At 66.3% G+C, this 15,570-nt stretch carries 18 protein-coding genes; 4 read left to right on the top strand and 14 right to left on the bottom strand.

The annotated features are described in order from the left end of the window. Positions 1 to 3: 3 nt before the first annotated feature. The 8 genes from ACEN98_RS08080 to flgB form a co-directional block, all read right to left on the bottom strand. Positions 4 to 1,110 carry a flagellar basal body P-ring protein FlgI gene (locus ACEN98_RS08080; protein WP_413383294.1) on the bottom strand — a complete coding sequence of 369 codons (1,107 nt, stop codon included), beginning with the start codon at positions 1,108 to 1,110 and terminating at the stop codon, positions 4 to 6. Positions 1,111 to 1,221: 111 nt separating this feature from the next. Continuing rightward, positions 1,222 to 1,911, bottom strand: coding sequence for a flagellar basal body L-ring protein FlgH (locus tag ACEN98_RS08075; RefSeq protein ID WP_413383292.1), 690 nt, complete (start codon positions 1,909 to 1,911; stop codon positions 1,222 to 1,224). Beyond that, the gene (gene flgG / locus ACEN98_RS08070) at positions 1,908 to 2,690 is read right to left on the bottom strand and encodes a flagellar basal-body rod protein FlgG (protein WP_413342349.1); all 783 of its coding nucleotides are present in this window, start codon (positions 2,688 to 2,690) and stop codon (positions 1,908 to 1,910) included. Before flgG ends, ACEN98_RS08075 begins: the two co-directional genes overlap by 4 nt. A 103-nt stretch (positions 2,691 to 2,793) precedes the next feature. After that, positions 2,794 to 3,534 (bottom strand): flagellar basal-body rod protein FlgF, encoded by a 741-nt coding sequence (gene flgF, locus ACEN98_RS08065; protein ID WP_413342351.1) that lies wholly within the window; start codon positions 3,532 to 3,534, stop codon positions 2,794 to 2,796. Between the two features lie 126 nt (positions 3,535 to 3,660). Then, complete coding sequence (locus tag ACEN98_RS08060) at positions 3,661 to 5,208, bottom strand: flagellar hook protein FlgE (protein ID WP_413383290.1); 1,548 nt, start codon at positions 5,206 to 5,208, stop codon at positions 3,661 to 3,663. Between the two features lie 43 nt (positions 5,209 to 5,251). After that, complete coding sequence (locus ACEN98_RS08055; RefSeq protein WP_413383288.1) at positions 5,252 to 5,959, bottom strand: flagellar hook assembly protein FlgD; 708 nt, start codon at positions 5,957 to 5,959, stop codon at positions 5,252 to 5,254. 28 nt (positions 5,960 to 5,987) lie between these two features. Next, complete coding sequence (flgC, locus tag ACEN98_RS08050) at positions 5,988 to 6,386, bottom strand: flagellar basal body rod protein FlgC (RefSeq protein ID WP_036233823.1); 399 nt, start codon at positions 6,384 to 6,386, stop codon at positions 5,988 to 5,990. 2 nt (positions 6,387 to 6,388) lie between these two features. Beyond that, positions 6,389 to 6,817, bottom strand: a complete 429-nt coding sequence (gene flgB, locus ACEN98_RS08045) for a flagellar basal body rod protein FlgB (RefSeq protein WP_413383286.1) — start codon at positions 6,815 to 6,817, stop codon at positions 6,389 to 6,391. A gap of 164 nt (positions 6,818 to 6,981) precedes the next feature. Here flgB and flgA point away from each other — a divergent pair, with 164 nt between their 5' ends. The 3 genes from flgA to ACEN98_RS08030 all read left to right on the top strand — a co-directional run bounded on the left by flgA (position 6,982) and on the right by ACEN98_RS08030 (position 8,728). Continuing rightward, positions 6,982 to 7,683 carry a flagellar basal body P-ring formation chaperone FlgA gene (gene flgA, locus ACEN98_RS08040; RefSeq protein ID WP_413383284.1) on the top strand — a complete coding sequence of 234 codons (702 nt, stop codon included), beginning with the start codon at positions 6,982 to 6,984 and terminating at the stop codon, positions 7,681 to 7,683. A gap of 261 nt (positions 7,684 to 7,944) precedes the next feature. After that, positions 7,945 to 8,250, top strand: coding sequence for a flagellar biosynthesis anti-sigma factor FlgM (flgM, locus tag ACEN98_RS08035; RefSeq protein ID WP_413345134.1), 306 nt, complete (start codon positions 7,945 to 7,947; stop codon positions 8,248 to 8,250). Positions 8,251 to 8,257: 7 nt separating this feature from the next. Then, positions 8,258 to 8,728, top strand: coding sequence for a flagella synthesis protein FlgN (locus ACEN98_RS08030; RefSeq protein WP_413383282.1), 471 nt, complete (start codon positions 8,258 to 8,260; stop codon positions 8,726 to 8,728). An 11-nt stretch (positions 8,729 to 8,739) separates the two neighbouring features. On the opposite strand, the gene ACEN98_RS08025 is transcribed toward ACEN98_RS08030, so the two are convergent. Further along, a complete protein-coding gene (locus ACEN98_RS08025) occupies positions 8,740 to 8,904 on the bottom strand; it encodes a hypothetical protein (RefSeq protein ID WP_413383280.1) in 165 nt (54 codons plus the stop codon). Continuing rightward, positions 8,901 to 11,369 (bottom strand): EAL domain-containing protein, encoded by a 2,469-nt coding sequence (locus ACEN98_RS08020; protein WP_413383279.1) that lies wholly within the window; start codon positions 11,367 to 11,369, stop codon positions 8,901 to 8,903. The genes ACEN98_RS08025 and ACEN98_RS08020 overlap by 4 nt, the downstream gene beginning before the upstream one ends. Positions 11,370 to 11,718: 349 nt before the next feature. On the opposite strand from ACEN98_RS08020, the gene ACEN98_RS08015 reads away from it, so the two are divergent. Continuing rightward, entirely contained in the window at positions 11,719 to 12,765 is a 1,047-nt protein-coding gene (locus tag ACEN98_RS08015; protein ID WP_413383277.1) for a M35 family metallo-endopeptidase, read from the top strand. Here ACEN98_RS08015 and ACEN98_RS08010 read toward each other — a convergent pair. From ACEN98_RS08010 to ACEN98_RS07995, 4 genes are all read right to left on the bottom strand, one after another. Next, positions 12,762 to 13,163, bottom strand: coding sequence for a hypothetical protein (locus tag ACEN98_RS08010; RefSeq protein WP_413383275.1), 402 nt, complete (start codon positions 13,161 to 13,163; stop codon positions 12,762 to 12,764). The two genes, ACEN98_RS08015 and ACEN98_RS08010, sit on opposite strands and share 4 nt — an antisense overlap. 182 nt (positions 13,164 to 13,345) lie before the next feature. Next, entirely contained in the window at positions 13,346 to 14,080 is a 735-nt protein-coding gene (gene motD / locus ACEN98_RS08005) for a flagellar motor protein MotD (RefSeq protein WP_413383273.1), read from the bottom strand. A gap of 9 nt (positions 14,081 to 14,089) precedes the next feature. Continuing rightward, positions 14,090 to 14,833 (bottom strand): flagellar motor protein, encoded by a 744-nt coding sequence (locus ACEN98_RS08000; protein ID WP_413383271.1) that lies wholly within the window; start codon positions 14,831 to 14,833, stop codon positions 14,090 to 14,092. Next, positions 14,824 to 15,543, bottom strand: a complete 720-nt coding sequence (locus ACEN98_RS07995; protein WP_413383269.1) for an RNA polymerase sigma factor FliA — start codon at positions 15,541 to 15,543, stop codon at positions 14,824 to 14,826. The genes ACEN98_RS08000 and ACEN98_RS07995 overlap by 10 nt, the downstream gene beginning before the upstream one ends. Between the last annotated feature and the right edge of the window lie 27 nt (positions 15,544 to 15,570).

Genomic DNA, 15,570 nt, shown 5'->3' with positions numbered 1-15,570 from the left:
TGGTCAGATGATTTCGAGTTCGGCGCGCAGCGAACCGGCCGCCTTCAGGGCCTGCAGGATCGCGAGCAGGTCTTGCGGCGTGGCGCCGATGGCGTTCATCGCCTTGACGACTTCGGCCAGCGACACGCCGCCGTTCAGCATGATGACCTTGCCGGCGTCCTTCTTGACGGACACCTGCGGCGTCTGGGTGACGACGGTGCGGCCCAGCGAACCGGGGTTCGGCTGGCTCACCTGCGTGTCCGCGCCGATGCTGACGGACAGGTTACCGTGCGAAATCGCGCACGGGTCCAGCGTGACGGAGCGGTTCATGACGACGGAGCCCGTGCGTGCATTGAGGATAACCTTCGCGGCCGCTTCGGCCGGCTTGACGTCCATACCTTCCAGGATGCCGAGAAAGGTGACGCGCTGGTCGCTCGACGACGGCACGCGCACGCGGATCACGCGGCCGTCCAGTGCCGTGGCGATGCCCGGGCCGAACTTGTCGTTGACGGCTTCGACGACGCGGCTGGCGGTGGCGAAGTCCGTCGTGTTCAGTTCCAGCTTGACCTGGTTGTCGGCACCGAGGTTCGACGCGACGGCGCGCTCGACCGTGGCACCGCCCGAGATGCGGCCGACGGCCAGTTGATTGACCTGCACCTGCGCACCGCCGCCCGACGCACCCGCGCCGCCGACGAGCACGTTGCCCTGGGCCATGCCGTACACCTGGCCATCCGCGCCCTGCAGCGGCGTCATGAGGAGCGTGCCGCCGCGCAGGCTCTTCGCGTTACCCATCGACGAGACGGTCACGTCGATCGTCTGGCCCGGCTGCGCGAATGCCGGCAGCGAGGCCGTCACCATCACGGCCGCCACGTTCTTCAGCTGCAGCTGCGCGCCGGGCGGCAGGCTGATGCCCTTCTGCTGCAGCATCGCCGTGATCGACTGCACGGTGAACGGAGTCTGCGTCGTCTGGTCGCCGGTGCCGTCGAGACCGACGACGAGGCCGTAGCCGGACAACTGGTTCTGGCGCACGCCGCCGATGCTGGCGAGGTCTTTCAGGCGCTCGGCGTGGGCGGTGGTGGCCATCAGGGGACCAAGCAGTGCGGCGCAGAGGGCGATGATTTTGAAGTTCATATTTAGTCAGTCGGGGTCAGAGCCCACCCGTAGTCAGTCGGGGTCAGTAGTCAGTCGGGGTCAGAGCCCACCCGTGTAAACCGGGCTCTGACCCCGAATCGTTACGAATAGTTAAAATGGCAACAGGGACTGGAAGAAGCGCGACATCATCGAGGTCATCTCGGCGCGGTCGATCTGGCTGTTGGTGCGGTATTCGACACGGGCATCGGCGACCAGCGTCGACTGCACGATATTGCCGGCCTGGATCGAATCCGGATTCACCATGCCGGAGAAGCGGATGAATTCGACGCCCTTGTTCATGGCGATCTGCTTCTCGCCGACGACGATCAGGTTACCGTTCGGCAGGACTTCGGACACCGTCACGCCGATCGTGCCCGTGAAGGCGTTCGACGCGGTCTGGGTGTCGCCGTCGGCATACTTGATGCCGCTGCTCGTGGCGAGGTTGCCGCCCAGGCGGCCCTGCAGCGGACCGGGCACGCTGAGCTCGGCGCTGCCCGACTTGTTGCCGGTGCTGGCGCCGCTCTTGTTGGCGGCCGTCTTCTCGACGATGCTGACCGTGAGCACGTCGCCGATGTGGCGCGCGCGGCGGTCTTCGAACATCGGGCGGAACGTGTTGGAATTGTAGATCGCGCCTTCGGTCGGCGTGCCGCCATCGGCCAGCATCGGGCGCACCGACGTCGGGCCCTTGACGATCGACGTCGGGGTGGCTGCGCAGCCGGCCAGCGCCATGGCGAGCGTCGCCACGGCGGCGGTCGTCGTCCCCGCGAAGGCGGGGATCCAATTTTTACTCACCGTTTTCATAACTGGGAAATCTTTGCCAGCATCTGGTCGGACGTGGTGATGGCCTTGCTGTTGATCTCGTACGCGCGCTGCGTCTGGATCATGTTGACCATCTCTTCGACGACGTTCACGTTGGACGTTTCGACATAGCCCTGCATCAGCACGCCGGCGCCGTTCGTGCCCGGGGTGCTGGCCTGCGCGGTGCCGGACGAGCCGGTCTCGGCATACAGGTTCTCGCCCAGCGATTCCAGGCCGGCCGGGTTGACGAAGTTCGCCACCTGGATCGAGCCGATCTGCGTGGGCGCCACGGTGCCCGGCGTCGTGACGGACACGGTGCCATCGCGGCCGACGGTCATCGTCAGCGCGTTGCTGGGCACGGTGATGGGCGGTTGCAACACATAGCCGCTGGAGGTGACGAGCTGGCCGTTGTTATCGGTCTGGAACGAGCCGTCGCGGGTGTAGGCCGTGGTCCCGTCCGGCATCAGGACCTGGAAGAAGCCCGAGCCGTTGATCATCACGTCCTTCGAGTTGCCGGTCTGCTGGGGGTTGCCCTGCGTGTGCAGGCGCTCGGTGGCGACGGCGCGCACACCGGTACCGATCTGCAGGCCGGACGGCAGCTGCGTCTGTTGCGAGGATTGCGCGCCGGGCTGGCGCACGTTTTGATACAACAAATCCTCGAACACGGCACGCGACTTCTTGAAGCCGTTCGTGCTGACGTTGGCGAGGTTGTTGGTGACGACGTCGAGGTTGGTCTGCTGCGCTTCCAGGCCAGTTTTCGCGATGTAAAGCGAACGGATCATGGTGTTCTCCTATGGGCGCCTGCAAACCTTCGACGGTTTTCAGGGGCCCCTACACGGCGACGGCAAACCCGTCACCCACCATGAAATTATGTCCCAGAAGAAATCAAGTCAAAGCGAGGATCTGCGTCGCTTTCGCCGCGTTATTCTCCGCGTTCTTCAACAGGCTCATCTGTGTCTCGAGAGAACGTGCCAAAGAGATCATGTTCACCATCGAGTCGACGGCGGAGACGTTACTGCCTTCCAGCGCGCCGCTCGTCACCGTCACGGCCGGGTCGGCCTGCGCCGGGGTGCCGTCCTGCTGGCGGAACAAGCCATCGTCGCCGCGCACGAGCTGTTTCTGGTCCGGATTGACGAGTTTCAGGCGGCCGACGATGGTGGACGTGGCCGGCACGGTGTCCGTCGTCAGCGACGCGATCGAACCGTCCTTGCCGACGGAGACCGTCGTGTTCGGCGGAATCGCGATCGGACCACCCTCGCCCATCACCGTCTGGCCGTTCGCGGTTTGCAGGATGCCGTTGGGGCTGATCTGCAGCGAACCGTTGCGCGTATAGGCTTCGGTGCCGTCCTGCATCTGCACGGCGATCCAGCCCTGGCCCTTGATGGCCACGTCGAGATCGCGCCCCGTCACCTGCAGCGGGCCCGCCGTGAAATCCGCGCCGACCGTGTTGTCGACGACGAATGCGCGCGTGGGCAAGCCTTCGCTGACGACGGGCACGGCGCGGAACGTATCCAGCTGGGCGCGGAAGCCCGTCGTGGACAGGTTGGCCAGGTTGTTCGACGTCGTGGCCTGCTGTTCCAGGATGTGCTTGGCGCCGGAGGCGGCGGTGTAGATCAGGCGGTCCATGAATTCTCTTCTCCGTTCGCACGTCGTCCCCGCGAAGGCGAGGATCCAAGTTCTGCATGCGTGCACGCAAACTTGGGCCCCTGCCTGCGCAGGGGCGACGTTCATGCGTTAACTCAGTGTCATGCGTTAGCGCAGGTTCACCAGCGTCTGCAGCACCGAGTCCTGCGTCTTGATCGTCTGGGCATTGGCCTGGTAGACGCGTTGGGCCGTGATCATGTTGACCAGTTCGGCCGTCAGGTCGACGTTCGAGCTTTCCGTCGCCGACGACTGCAGCACGCCGAAGCCGCCCGTGCCCGCCGTGCCCAGCAGCGGCGTGCCGGAGGCCGACGTTTCGGCCCACGAGTTGTTGCCGATCGGTTCCAGCCCGCCCGCGTTCGTGAAATTCGCGAGGACGACCTGGCCCAGCGCCTTGGTCTGGCCGTTGCTGTACTGGCCCAGCAGGGTGCCGTCGGCACCGGCAGCGAAGCGCTGCAGGTGGCCCGGCTTGTAGCCGTCCTGCGTGGTCAGTTTTTCGCTGGTGTCGGAGCCATACTGGGTGCTGCCGTTGAAGCCGAGCTTGATCGACAGGGTTTCCTTGGCGCCCGTCGCCGGATAGACCGGGAAGTCCACGGCCAGCGGCAGCGTCTGCGGCGACATCAGCGCGGCCGACAGCGCGCCGTTCGAATCGAACTTCAGCGTGCCGATTGCGACCGGCGTCACCGACACGGCGGCGGCAATGTCCTTGTCGACCTGGTCCGGGGTATAGCCGGCCGTGCCACCCGCGTCAGTGGCGGCCGTCTGGATCGCAGTGACGGTGGCCGGCGTAGCACCAGCCGCGCTGGCAGCGGCGCTGACGGCGGCGGAGGCCGCGGCAGCATAGCCGGACAGCGCTTGTGCGATGGCGGCCGGGTCCGGCGGCGCCGCTTTCGTCGCGGCAAGCCACGTGTCTCGCGCGGCTTGTGCGGCCGGGTCGCTCGAGGACGCCTTCGCCGCCATGACGTTGGCCATCTCGGTGCCGTCGGCGCCAGCGTACACGTCCCAGATTCCCGACGGCCCCGAGCCCGGATTGGCCGGCGGCCTCTTTACATAAAACAGCGACAACGTGTGCTCGTTGCCCAAGGTGTCGTACACGCTCACGGGCACCTGTTTGTTGTACGTGGTGGCGTCGTTGGCATTGAACGGGAGGGTCGGCGCGGCTTCGCGCGAGTCGAGGTTGATCGACGTATCGACCTTGGTCGTCGCGACCGGCTTCATGTCGGCCGTGCTGATCTGCAGCGGTTTCGGCGTGCTGGCCAGGATCTGGCCGTTCGGGCTGACGCCATAGCCCGTCACGTTGGCGCCCTGCGGCGTGACGATGTAGCCGTTCTTGTCCAGCGAGAACTGGCCGTTGCGGGTGTACTGGACGGTGCCCGAAATCTCGGTGCGGAAGAAGCCGGCGCCGTTGATGGCGATGTCGAGCGGGTTGGCCGTCGTCTCGATATTACCCTGGGTGAACTGCTGGGCGATGGCCGCCACGCTCACGCCGATACCGGCCTGGGTCGCGCCCGCGCCGTTCAGCGAGCGGGCGTAGACGTCCGCGAATTGCGTGTTCGAACCCTTGAAACCGACGGTGCTCGAGTTGGCGATGTTGTTGCCGATGACGTCCAGCGATTTCGCTGCGCCGTTCAAGCCGCTCAGGCCTTGTTGGAAGGACATGTTGTGCTCCTGTTATTCGTTCGTTTCGCGGTACCGACCGCGCTTAGAGGACTTGCTTGATGTCGGCCAGCGTAAGCGCGCCCTTGCCGGACAGGTTCAGCTTGACGCCATCGGCGCTGTTGGTGGTGACACTGGCGACGCTGTCGAACGACAGGCCTTTCGCGTCGGTCAGGTTGGCGCCGGCGCGCGTCGCCACGACCTTGAACGTGTAATTGCCGTCGGCCAGCGTGACGGGCTTGCCGTTGCTGTCCAGCTTTTTCGGATCGGGCACGCCGTCCCACGCGAGCGGCATGACGCCGGCCTTCTGCGCGCCCATGTCGATCGTGTCCACTTCGTTGCCCTTGGCATCGCTGATGACGATCTTGACATTGTCGGCATCGGTGGCCAGTTCGGCACCCAGGATCGCCTTGCCGCTCGACAGCGTGACGCCGCTGCCTTCGACGAGCACGCCGTGGCCGATCAGCCCCGTCGCCTGCATCGCTTCCGAGCTCTTGTAGCTGGACTGCAGCGATTCCAGGGTCGTATTCAGCTTGTTCACGCCCGTCACGGTCTGCAGCTGCGCGAGCTGGCTCGTCATCTGGGCGTTGTCCATCGGGTTCAGCGGATCCTGGTTCTGCAGCTGGGTCACCAGCAGGGTCATGAACTTGTCCGTGTCCGCGGAGACGCCGTCCGTGCTGGTCGGCTTCTTCGCGTTCATCGTCGACATCAGGTCGGTGATGGGGGTGCTGGTGGTATCGGTTACGGTCGCCATGGGAGCGTGTCAGAAAGAGTGGATCGGATTACTGGCCGAGGGTCAGTGTCTTGAGCAGCATGGTCTTGGCCGCGTTCATGGTCTCGACGTTCGTCTGGTACGAGCGCGACGCCGACAGCATGTTGACCATCTCGTCGACCACGTTCACGTTGGGCATCGACACATAGCCCTTGTCGTCGGCGAGGGGATTCTTGGGGTCGTACACCTGCTTCAGGGGCGACGCATCCTCGACCACTTCGCGCACCTTGACGCCCGTGCCGCTGTCCATCGGGACGGCCTCGAACACGACCTGCTTGGCGCGGTAGGCTTCGCCCGTGGCGCTCGTCGCGCTGTCGGCGTTGGCGAGGTTGCTGGCCGTCGTGTTCAGGCGCTGGGCCTGGGCGCTCATCGCCGAGCCGGCCACGTTGAAGACATTAAATAAGGACATGATTACTGGCCTCCCTGGATGGCCGCGAGCATGTTGCGGATCTGCTGGTTAATCATCGTGATGCCGGCTTCGTAGCGCAGCGCGTTGTCGGCGAACTGGGTGCGTTCGGTGTCCATGTCGACCGTGTTGCCGTCGACCGCGCCCTGCGTCACCGTGCGGTACAGCACGGGCGTGGCGCCGTCGCCCAGCGTCTTGCCGTCGGCGGCCGCCTGGCCGTTCGGATAATGGGCGGCGGCCGTCGTGTTCAGCGGCCTCGCGTTCGTCGCGCGGGCCAGCGCACCCTGCAGCGCGCTGGAGAAATCGATGTCGCGCGCCTTGAAGTTCGGCGTGTCCGCGTTGGCGATGTTCGAGGCGAGCAATTCCTGGCGCTGCGAGCGCAGGCTCAGCGCGGTTTCATTGAAACGCAGGTACTCGTCGAGTTTGCCGATCATGATTACTCCAGGCATGGGGTGGTGGACAGGATGGATCATACGGACCGGCGGACTCTTCCAATCGGGCAATAAAGCGACCCAAAACCCGGCTATTCGGCGATTCGATGGCGGCGTGCGGGACCTAAGATGGCACCGTCGCAAAAAACCGTATCGCTCACTTACTCATGAAACGCACGCTCATTACCGCCCTGCTCATCGGCTCCGCCGCGCTGGCGCACGCGCAGACGGCGCCCGCTGCCGGCCGCCAAAACGTCAACACGCTGCGCACCGTCGTCGAGCAATTCCTGCGGACGCAGACGGCCGGCCTGCCCGGCACCGTGACGGTGAAAGTGGGCGCGATCGACGCCCGCACGGCGCTGGCCGCCTGCCCCGCACCGGAAGCGTTCCTGCAGCCGGGCGCGCGCGCCTGGGGCAAGACGACCGTGGGCGTACGCTGCACGGCACCGTCGAACTGGACGCTCTACGTGCAGGCGCAGGTGAACGTGCAGGCCGACTACGTGGCCGCCGCGCTGCCGCTGGCCCAGGGCCAGCCGATCGAGCAGAGCCAGCTCGTGTTGATGAAAGGCGACATTGCCGCCATGCCGAACGGCATCATCACGGACATGGCCCAGGCGATCGGCCGCACCCCGACCGTGTCGCTGGTGGCCGGCACGCCGTTGCGCCAGGACACGCTGCGCAGCCGGCCCGTCGTGCAGCAAGGCCAGGCCGTACGTTTGGTTACTGGTGGAAATGGATTTTCAGTATCAGCCGAAGGCAAGGCCATCGGCAACGCCAGCGACGGCCAGATCGTGCAGGTGCGCACGCCATCCGGCTCGGTCGTGAGCGGCACGGCGCGGGACGGCGGGATGGTCGAAGTGGCGTTTTGATGACAGCAAGGGAGCAGGATCGTTGAAAGTGTGGCTTGCGTCCGCACTTTCTTTGATGTCCCCGGTCGGAAATCTCGAAAACCGTCGCGAGCGGCCGCAGATTTGGTTGAGAAGCGCAGCTGTACGAAAAGTACAGCGAGCATCGCAAACCAAATATGCAACGCGCAGCAGGTTTTTCGACATTTCCTAAAGTTTTTGGCATGGGCGCCGTTACTGAGGCAGATCCCGGGCTTTCTGCTCCGACCTGAGAAGGATGATGCTGTGAAAATCAACGATACACTCAAGAACAACACGAGCGTCCAGGCCAACAACACGCCGGCGACGACTGCGAAGAGCAGCGACGCGGCCGCCGCGAAATCGGTCACGCCCGCAGCGGCCGACACCGTGCGCCTGTCCTCGCAAGGCCAGGCCCTCGCGGCCGGCAGCACCAGTCAAGTGTTCGACAGCAAGAAGGTCGAACGCATCAAGGCGGCCATCGCGGATGGCCAGTTTCATGTGAATTCCGAGAAAGTGGCGGACGGCCTGTTGGATACGGTGCGCGATCTGCTGCATTCCCGCAAACAATAGATAACCAATGGCCATTGCATCCCCTGGCGCAACCCTGCGCGACGAACAGCAAGTGATCGGTTCCATCGTGGAGCTGATGAAAACCGAGCAACAGTTCCTGATCAGTGCGGATGCGGATGGCCTCTCGACCATCACCCCCAACAAGCTGCAGTTGGCGCAGCGTGCCGCGACCCTGTCGCGCGTGCGCCACAAGGCCCTCGGCGCCGCCGGCTTTCCCGCCGGCGAGGCCGGCATGGAGCCCTGGCTGGCGGTGGGCGGCAACGCCGAATATCGCGACGCCTGGAACCGCCTGCTGGAACTCACCCGCGAGGCGAAGGAACTCAACCGCGTCAATGGCATGATCGTCAACCGCCAGCTGGGCCAGACCCAGGCGGCCTTGAGCGAATTGCGCGGCCCCGGGACCGCCGGCGCCGGCGTGTACGGACCGGCCGGCCAGACGATGTCGACGGGTCCGTCGCGGCGGTTCGTGGTCGGCTAGTGACGTTCGCGTCACGCCAGCGTGCGCGTGGGCGCGGGGGCGCCCACCCTACCTTCGAGCATCGCTTCGATCTGCTCCGGCCACACCGGCGGGCTGAAGTAATAGGCTAGTGGGGTGGGGTATGTGAGGCCGGGGGCCTCGCATACGAACGTGCCCACGCGTGACGTTCGCGTCACGCCAGCGTGCGCGTGGGCGCAGGGGCGCCCACCCTACCTTCGAGCATCGCTTCGATCTGCTCCGGCCACACCGGCGGGCTGAAGTAATAGCCCTGGATTTCATCGCAGCCATTCTCGCGCAGGAAAGCCGCCTGCTCGGCCGTCTCGACACCTTCCGCCACCGCCTCCAGGTTCAGCGTATGCGCCAGCGCGATGATGGCGCACGCGATGGCCGCGTCGTTCGGGTCGGTCGTCACGTCGCTGACGAACGAGCGGTCGATCTTCAGCACATCGATGGGGAAGCGCCTCAGGTAGCTGAGTGACGAATAGCCGGTGCCGAAGTCGTCGATCGACAGCGCGACGCCGAGCGCCTTCAGCGACCGCAGCACGCTCGTCGCCTCGTCCGTGTCGCGCATGACCGTGGACTCCGTGATCTCGATCTCCAGGCCGGCCGGCGGCAAACTGCTGCGTTCCAGCGCGGCCTGGACGCGCCGCGCCAGGCCGGCCTGCTGGAACTGGCGTGCCGACAGGTTGATCGACACGCGCAGCGGCGGCAATCCCTGCGCGCGCCACGCGGCCGCGCGCGCGCAGGCTTCGTCCAGCACCCACATGTCGAGATCGTCGATCAGGCCCGTCTCCTCGGCGAGCGGAATGAAGCGCGCCGGCGGCACGAGACCGAGTACGGGATGGCGCCAGCGCACGAGGGCTTCCACGCCGATCACCGTGCCGCTGGCCAGGTCGACGCGCGGTTGATACTGCAGCGCGAACTGGTTCCGTTCGATGCCATGGCGCAGCAGCGCTTCCAGGTCGACCCGCTCGCGGATCGCCTGCGCCATCGCGTCCGTATGGAAACGGTAGCGCGCGGGCCCTTCCGCGCGCGCGGCGGCCATCGCCACCTGCGCCATCTGCAGCAATTCGTGCGCGCCGCAGCCGTTTGCGGGCGGCAGTGCGATGCCGACGCTGGCGGCCAGGAACACGCGCTGGGCGTCGAGCAGGAACGGCTTGCGCATCGACTCCAGCAGCCGGGCGGCCAGCGCCGCGGCGGCGGTCTCGCCTGACTGTTTTTGCACGACGATGAATTCGTTGCCGCCCTGGCGCGCCAGCATGTCGCCGCCGGCCAGCAGGCACGACAGGCGCACGACGCATTCGCGCAACACATCGTCGCCGCCGCCATAGCCGTAGCCGCTGTTGATCTTGCGAAATTCGTGCAGGTCGAACACGAGCACGGCGAGCGTGCGCCCGTCCTGGCGCGCGGCGGCGATGGCCTCGTCCAGCGTCTCGAGGATGCGGTTGCGGTTCGGCAGGCCCGTCAGCGCGTCGTGGGTGAGCTGCTCGACGAGCGCGCGCTCGAGCCGGCGCCGCTCCGACAAATCGCGCACGATCGCCACCTGCTGGCCGCCCGGCATGCCGGCGCGGCGCACCTCGGCCGGGAAGGCGGCGCCGTACAGGCGGCGGCAATCCAGCTCGGCGTCGCCGGCGGCGGCGGGCACCAGCACGTCCAGCGGCAGGCCGGCGGCCGTCTCGCGCGACACGCCGAACAGGTTTTCCGCGCGCGCATTCATCATCGTGATGCGCTCTTCCGCGCCGACGAGCAGGATCGCGTCCGGCGCGCATTCCATCAGGCTGCGGAAGCTGGCCTCGCTCTCGGCCAGCGACCGCTCCGACCGCTGCAGCCGCAGATACGGCGCCTGCACGGCCGCCACCCAGATCGCACGGTGCAGGCACAGGTAGGCGATCACCTTGTACACATGGCCGCCCATGTTCACGACGTCGTCCGGCCGGACGTACAGCGCGAAACTGACGCCGCCCAGGGCCATCACGGCCGCCGTGGCGGCCAGGTAGCGGTCGGTGCGCAGGCGGGTGACGAGTGCGCGGCGCAGCAGGAACAGCGCGGCGACGGCATTCAGCACGATCAGCACCAGCTCGCAACCGATCTTGAACGACGTCAGCCCCCGCCCTTCCACATACGTCGCCGGCAGCGCCAGCGGATCGGCCACGGCCAGCCAGAAGCCGAGCGCGACGATGCCCAGCGCCGCCAGCAGCGCCCAGCCGCGCACGCGCCGGCCGACCGTGCGCTCGCGCGGCGCGAACGCGGCGACGAGCAGCGCCGCGGCACTGACGACGCGCGCGAGCAGAGAGAATTCGATGCCGTATCCGACCGACCCCGGCCCCGCCACGCCGGGCATGCCGTGGACCGACATCAGGTGGCCGATGTCGAGCAGGCCGACGGCCAGTGCGCTCGGCGACAGCAGGGCCACGCGGATCGGCATGTCGCGGCCGATGCCGTGCCAGCCCGTGGCAAACACGAGCATCGCCACGACGACGGAAAACACTTCCATCGCCGTGTGCGCCGTCAGGTACCAGCGCGGATCCCACGGCAGCCGCGCCGCGTTGCCGAGCGCGAGCCAGGCCATGAACAGCGCCAGCAGGGTGGTGAGGATGGACAGCCGTACCGTGGACGGAATCTTGCGCGCGTGCCGCCTCATGCCGCCCTGCCCGCAGTTGGCCGGCCGTGCGTACGAAGTCCGCTCACGCGGGATCCCTGGCTGTCGTGCTCGATATTCATGTGCTGAAGCGATTGACGCCGTGGGCAAGGCCGCGCCGGCTTGGACGGAAGATTCCCTGTTGAAACTTTCGTATCCAGAGAATCAATAGATGATAGCAGTTTATTAAATGTAGATCGAGCAATACTTACATCAACGGTCAATATGTTGCATCAATGTACCAAATTGAACGCTAACGGGGCGGTCTCGCGGCGATAAATACTGTGAATTTGCAAGATCGGGATTTCGGTGCCGCGGTACAAGAAAGGTTTTGATTGCATCTGGAGGCTCCATGAACGGCAACGCATACCGGATCGCCGCACTGCTGTCGGCCTTGCTGCTAAGCGGCGCCGGCCAGGCTGCGCCGCAAGGCGGCCTCGTCGTCGAGTTGACGCCCGCGCGGCAAAGCGTGGCGGGCAGCCAGGACATCGTCGTGACGGTGACGATCCGCAACACGTCGCGCACCTGGCAGACCCTGCCGAAGTGGCAGACGCCGTTCGCGGGCGTGCAGGCGCCGCTGTTCGACGTCACGCGCGACGGCCTGCCCGTCACCTATCTCGGCATCCAGGTGAAGCGGGCGCCGCCCACGTCCGCCGATCTCATCGCGCTTGCACCCGGTGCGGCGCGCAGCAGCCGCGTGGAATTGTCCGCGCTCTACCGGATGGACATCACGGGCGCGTACACCATCCGCTACCGCGCCGACCGTCTGCAGGCGGCGGCTGCCCCGCTCGCGGCGTCGGTCTGGATCGATGGCCGGCTGCCGCGCGGCATGCCGGAGTCCAGCGATGAACCCGTCACCCGGAGCACGCCCGCCGGCAGCGGACTCACGTTCGATCACTGCTCGAACGCACAGCAGGAGAGCATCGCCTCCAGCGTCCAGGCCGCCCAATCGATGGTGCAGGATGGCGATGCCTACCTGCGGGCCGGCGCGCTGGCGGACCGCTACACGGGATGGTTCGGTCCGTTGGACGAGGCGCGCGCGGCCACCGTGTCCCGCCACTTCGAGGCCATCCGCGACGCCTTCGCCACGCGGCCCATCGCGGTCGACTGCGCGTGCACCCAGCCGTGGTATGCCTTTGTCTATCCGAACCGGCCGTACACGATCCACGTGTGCAAGGCGTTCTGGACCGCGCCCATGACGGGCACGGATTCCAGGGCCGGCACGCTGCTGCACGAGATGAGCCATTTCACGGTGGTGGCCGGGACGGACGACTGGGTCTACGGCCAGGCCGCGGCGGGCGCGCTGGCGGGCAGCAATCCCGACCGCGCGATCGACAATGCCGATTCGCACGAATACTTCGGCGAGAACACGCCGCGCCGTAACGTACGCAGGCGTTAAGGGGCAATGTGGCGAAACAGCACGGGTTCGGTGACGAGCGGCGTGGTGGCTTCGGGATGGTGGATGTCGGCCAGGGCCAGGCCGGCGTAGCGCAGTTCATACGTGTGGTCGCCGGGCCGGAAGGCGTAGTCGGCCGTGATGTCGACCGTGTGCGTGTGAGCCGAGTGCGGCGGGAGCTCGAACCAGTCGGCGCCGCCGCGCGCGGCGTTGGCGCCCACGTAGGCGATGGGCGCGCCGCCCGGATGCACGCGCACGTCGAACACGCGGCCGCCGGGCCGGGGATCATCGGTCAGCGCGCGCGGCAGCCAGACCCGGCGCTCGCCGCGGTTTTCCGCCTTGAAGGTGATCCATACCTTGTCGTGCCGCGCGTCGACGCTCAGGCTTGCGTGCAGGTTCATCCGGTCTCCTCGTTCGAGCGACAGTGCTGTCGCGTTCAAACCATTTTACCGCGCCCCGGTGGATTCGTCGGGTGGGCACGCCGTGCCCAGGCGTACGCCAACACATCGCACGCGTCGCGCGTGGGCGGATGTAAGGCCCCCGGCCTTGCAGCCCCGCCCACCCTACGATAGATGGCGAAAACTCAGGCTGATGCGCCGGACAGGATCGTGACGGCCACCCGCCGGTTGCGCGCGCGTCCGGCGGGGTCGTCGTTCGAGGCGATGGGCCGGTTGGCACCGCGTCCGACGGCGGCCAGGCGTTCCTCGGCGACGCCGTTCGCCGCGAACAGGCGCACGACGGTCGTGGCGCGCACGGCCGACAATTCCCAGTTCGATGCGAACGCCGGGTTGCCGATCGGCGTGTTGTCCGTGAAACCTTCCACTTCGATGCCGTGCGGATCGTCCTTCAGCAGGCCAGCGACGGTGCGCAGCGTCTCCTGCGCGGTGGGCGTCAGGGTGGCATCGCCCTCGTCGAACAGGGCACTCGCATTGATCTCGAGCGTGACGCCGCGCGCCGTCTGCGTGACGCGCATCTTGCCGGTGTTGACGAGGGGTTTGAGGATGCTGTCCAGCTTCTGCGCCAGGAGCTCGAGGCGCTCGCGGTCGCGCTTGGCCGCTTCCGCACGCTTGTGGGCGAGGATGGCCGACAGCGGCAATGCCTCGACCTCGACCATCGTATTCGACTTGTTCGCCGCGCCGCGGCCGCCGAACGCGTCGCCCAGCGCTTCCGACAGCACCGTGTACTTGCCGATATTAACCACGGACACCGCGTACATGACGACGAAGAACGCGAACAGCAACGTGATGAAGTCGGCGTAGGAAATCAGCCAGCGTTCGTGGTTCTCGTTGTCCTGCTCGTACTTCTTGCGGCGCGCCATGGTTCCGGATCAGTGTTCGGCCAGCAGGCACGCCACGCGCTCGTCGAGCACGCGCGTGTAGTCGCCGGTGGCGATGTCGTGGAAGACGTCGGCGAGGATTTCGTACTGGGCCACGCGCTCGCTGACGATGCCCTTGATCTTGTTGCCGACCGGGTAAAAGAACAGGTTCGCGAGACCCACGCCGTACACGGTCGACACGAACGCGACGGCGATGCCGGCGCCGAGTTTCGACGGGTCCGACAGGTTTTCCATCACGTGGATCAGGCCCAGCACGGCGCCGAGGATGCCGACGGTGGGTGCATAGCCGGCCGCCGATTCCCAGATGCGCGCGGCCTGGCGTTCGCGGAATTCGTAGTTGTTGATTTCCGTGTGCATCAGGCTGCGCAGCTTGTCGGGCTGGATGCCGTCGACGACGAGGCGCAGGCCCTTCTGGATGAACGGGTCGGCCTTGGCCATGTACTGCTCGAGCGACAAAAGCCCGTCGCGCCGCGCGGACAGGCTCCACAAATGGATTTCGCGGGCCAGCGCATGGCGCCGGTCCGGCGGGGTGACGAACACCCAGCGCAGCATGCGCACGCCGCGCACGAAGGCTTGCGACTTCGTCTGCAGCAGCACGGCGCCGAACGTGCCGACGACGACGATGGCGAACGCGGCGGGCTGGAACAGCGAGGAAAACTTGCCGCCGTCGAGCGTGTGCCCGACGAAGATGCCGGCCAGCGCCAGCGCAAGACCGAGCAGGCTGGTCAGGTCCACGAGCGCTCCCGCAGATACGTGCGCAGGCGCGCCACGGCCTGGGTGTGCAGCTGCGAAACGCGCGATTCCGACACGCCCATCACGGCGCCGATTTCCTTGAGGTTGAGTTCTTCTTCGTAGTACAGGCCCATCAGCATCTTCTCGCGCGGCGGCAACGCGTCGATGGCGTCGATGACGGTCTGGCGGAAGTCCGTGTCGAGCAGGCTCTTCAGCGGATCGTCGTCGTCCACGGCATAGCGGTCGAGGAAGCCGTCGCCGCCGTCGTCGTCGTGGAAGTCTTCGTAGTACACGAGCTGGTGGCCGCCGGAATCGCCCAGCAGGTCCTGGTAATCGCCCAGCGACAGCTTGAGCGACTTCGCGACCTCCGATTCGCTGGGCGGACGGCCCAGTTGCTGTTGCAGCGCGGCCATGGCCGACTCGACCTTGCGCATGTTGGCGCGCGTGGAGCGCGGCATCCAGTCGCTGCTGCGCAGCTCGTCCAGCATCGCACCGCGGATGCGCAGCACCGCATAGGTCTCGAACTGCGCGCCGTGGTTCTCCTCGTAGCGGTTGATCGCATCGAGCAGGCCCATCATGCCGGCCTGTACCAGGTCATCGACTTCGACGGACGGCGGGAGCTTGGCCTTCATCTGGTGGGCGAGACGCTTCACCAACGGCATGTGCTCCGTCAGCAGAGAGTTTTTGTCCGCTTTCCCTTTGACCGTGTACATGGTTCCAGTAATTAATTATTCTTCGCC

This window comes from Massilia sp. CT11-137 (genome assembly GCF_047302885.1).
GTDB lineage: Bacteria > Pseudomonadota > Gammaproteobacteria > Burkholderiales > Burkholderiaceae_D > Telluria > Telluria orientalis.
The sequence above is the reverse complement of the archived record's forward strand: the minus strand, read 5'-3'. Positions and strand labels throughout refer to the sequence as shown.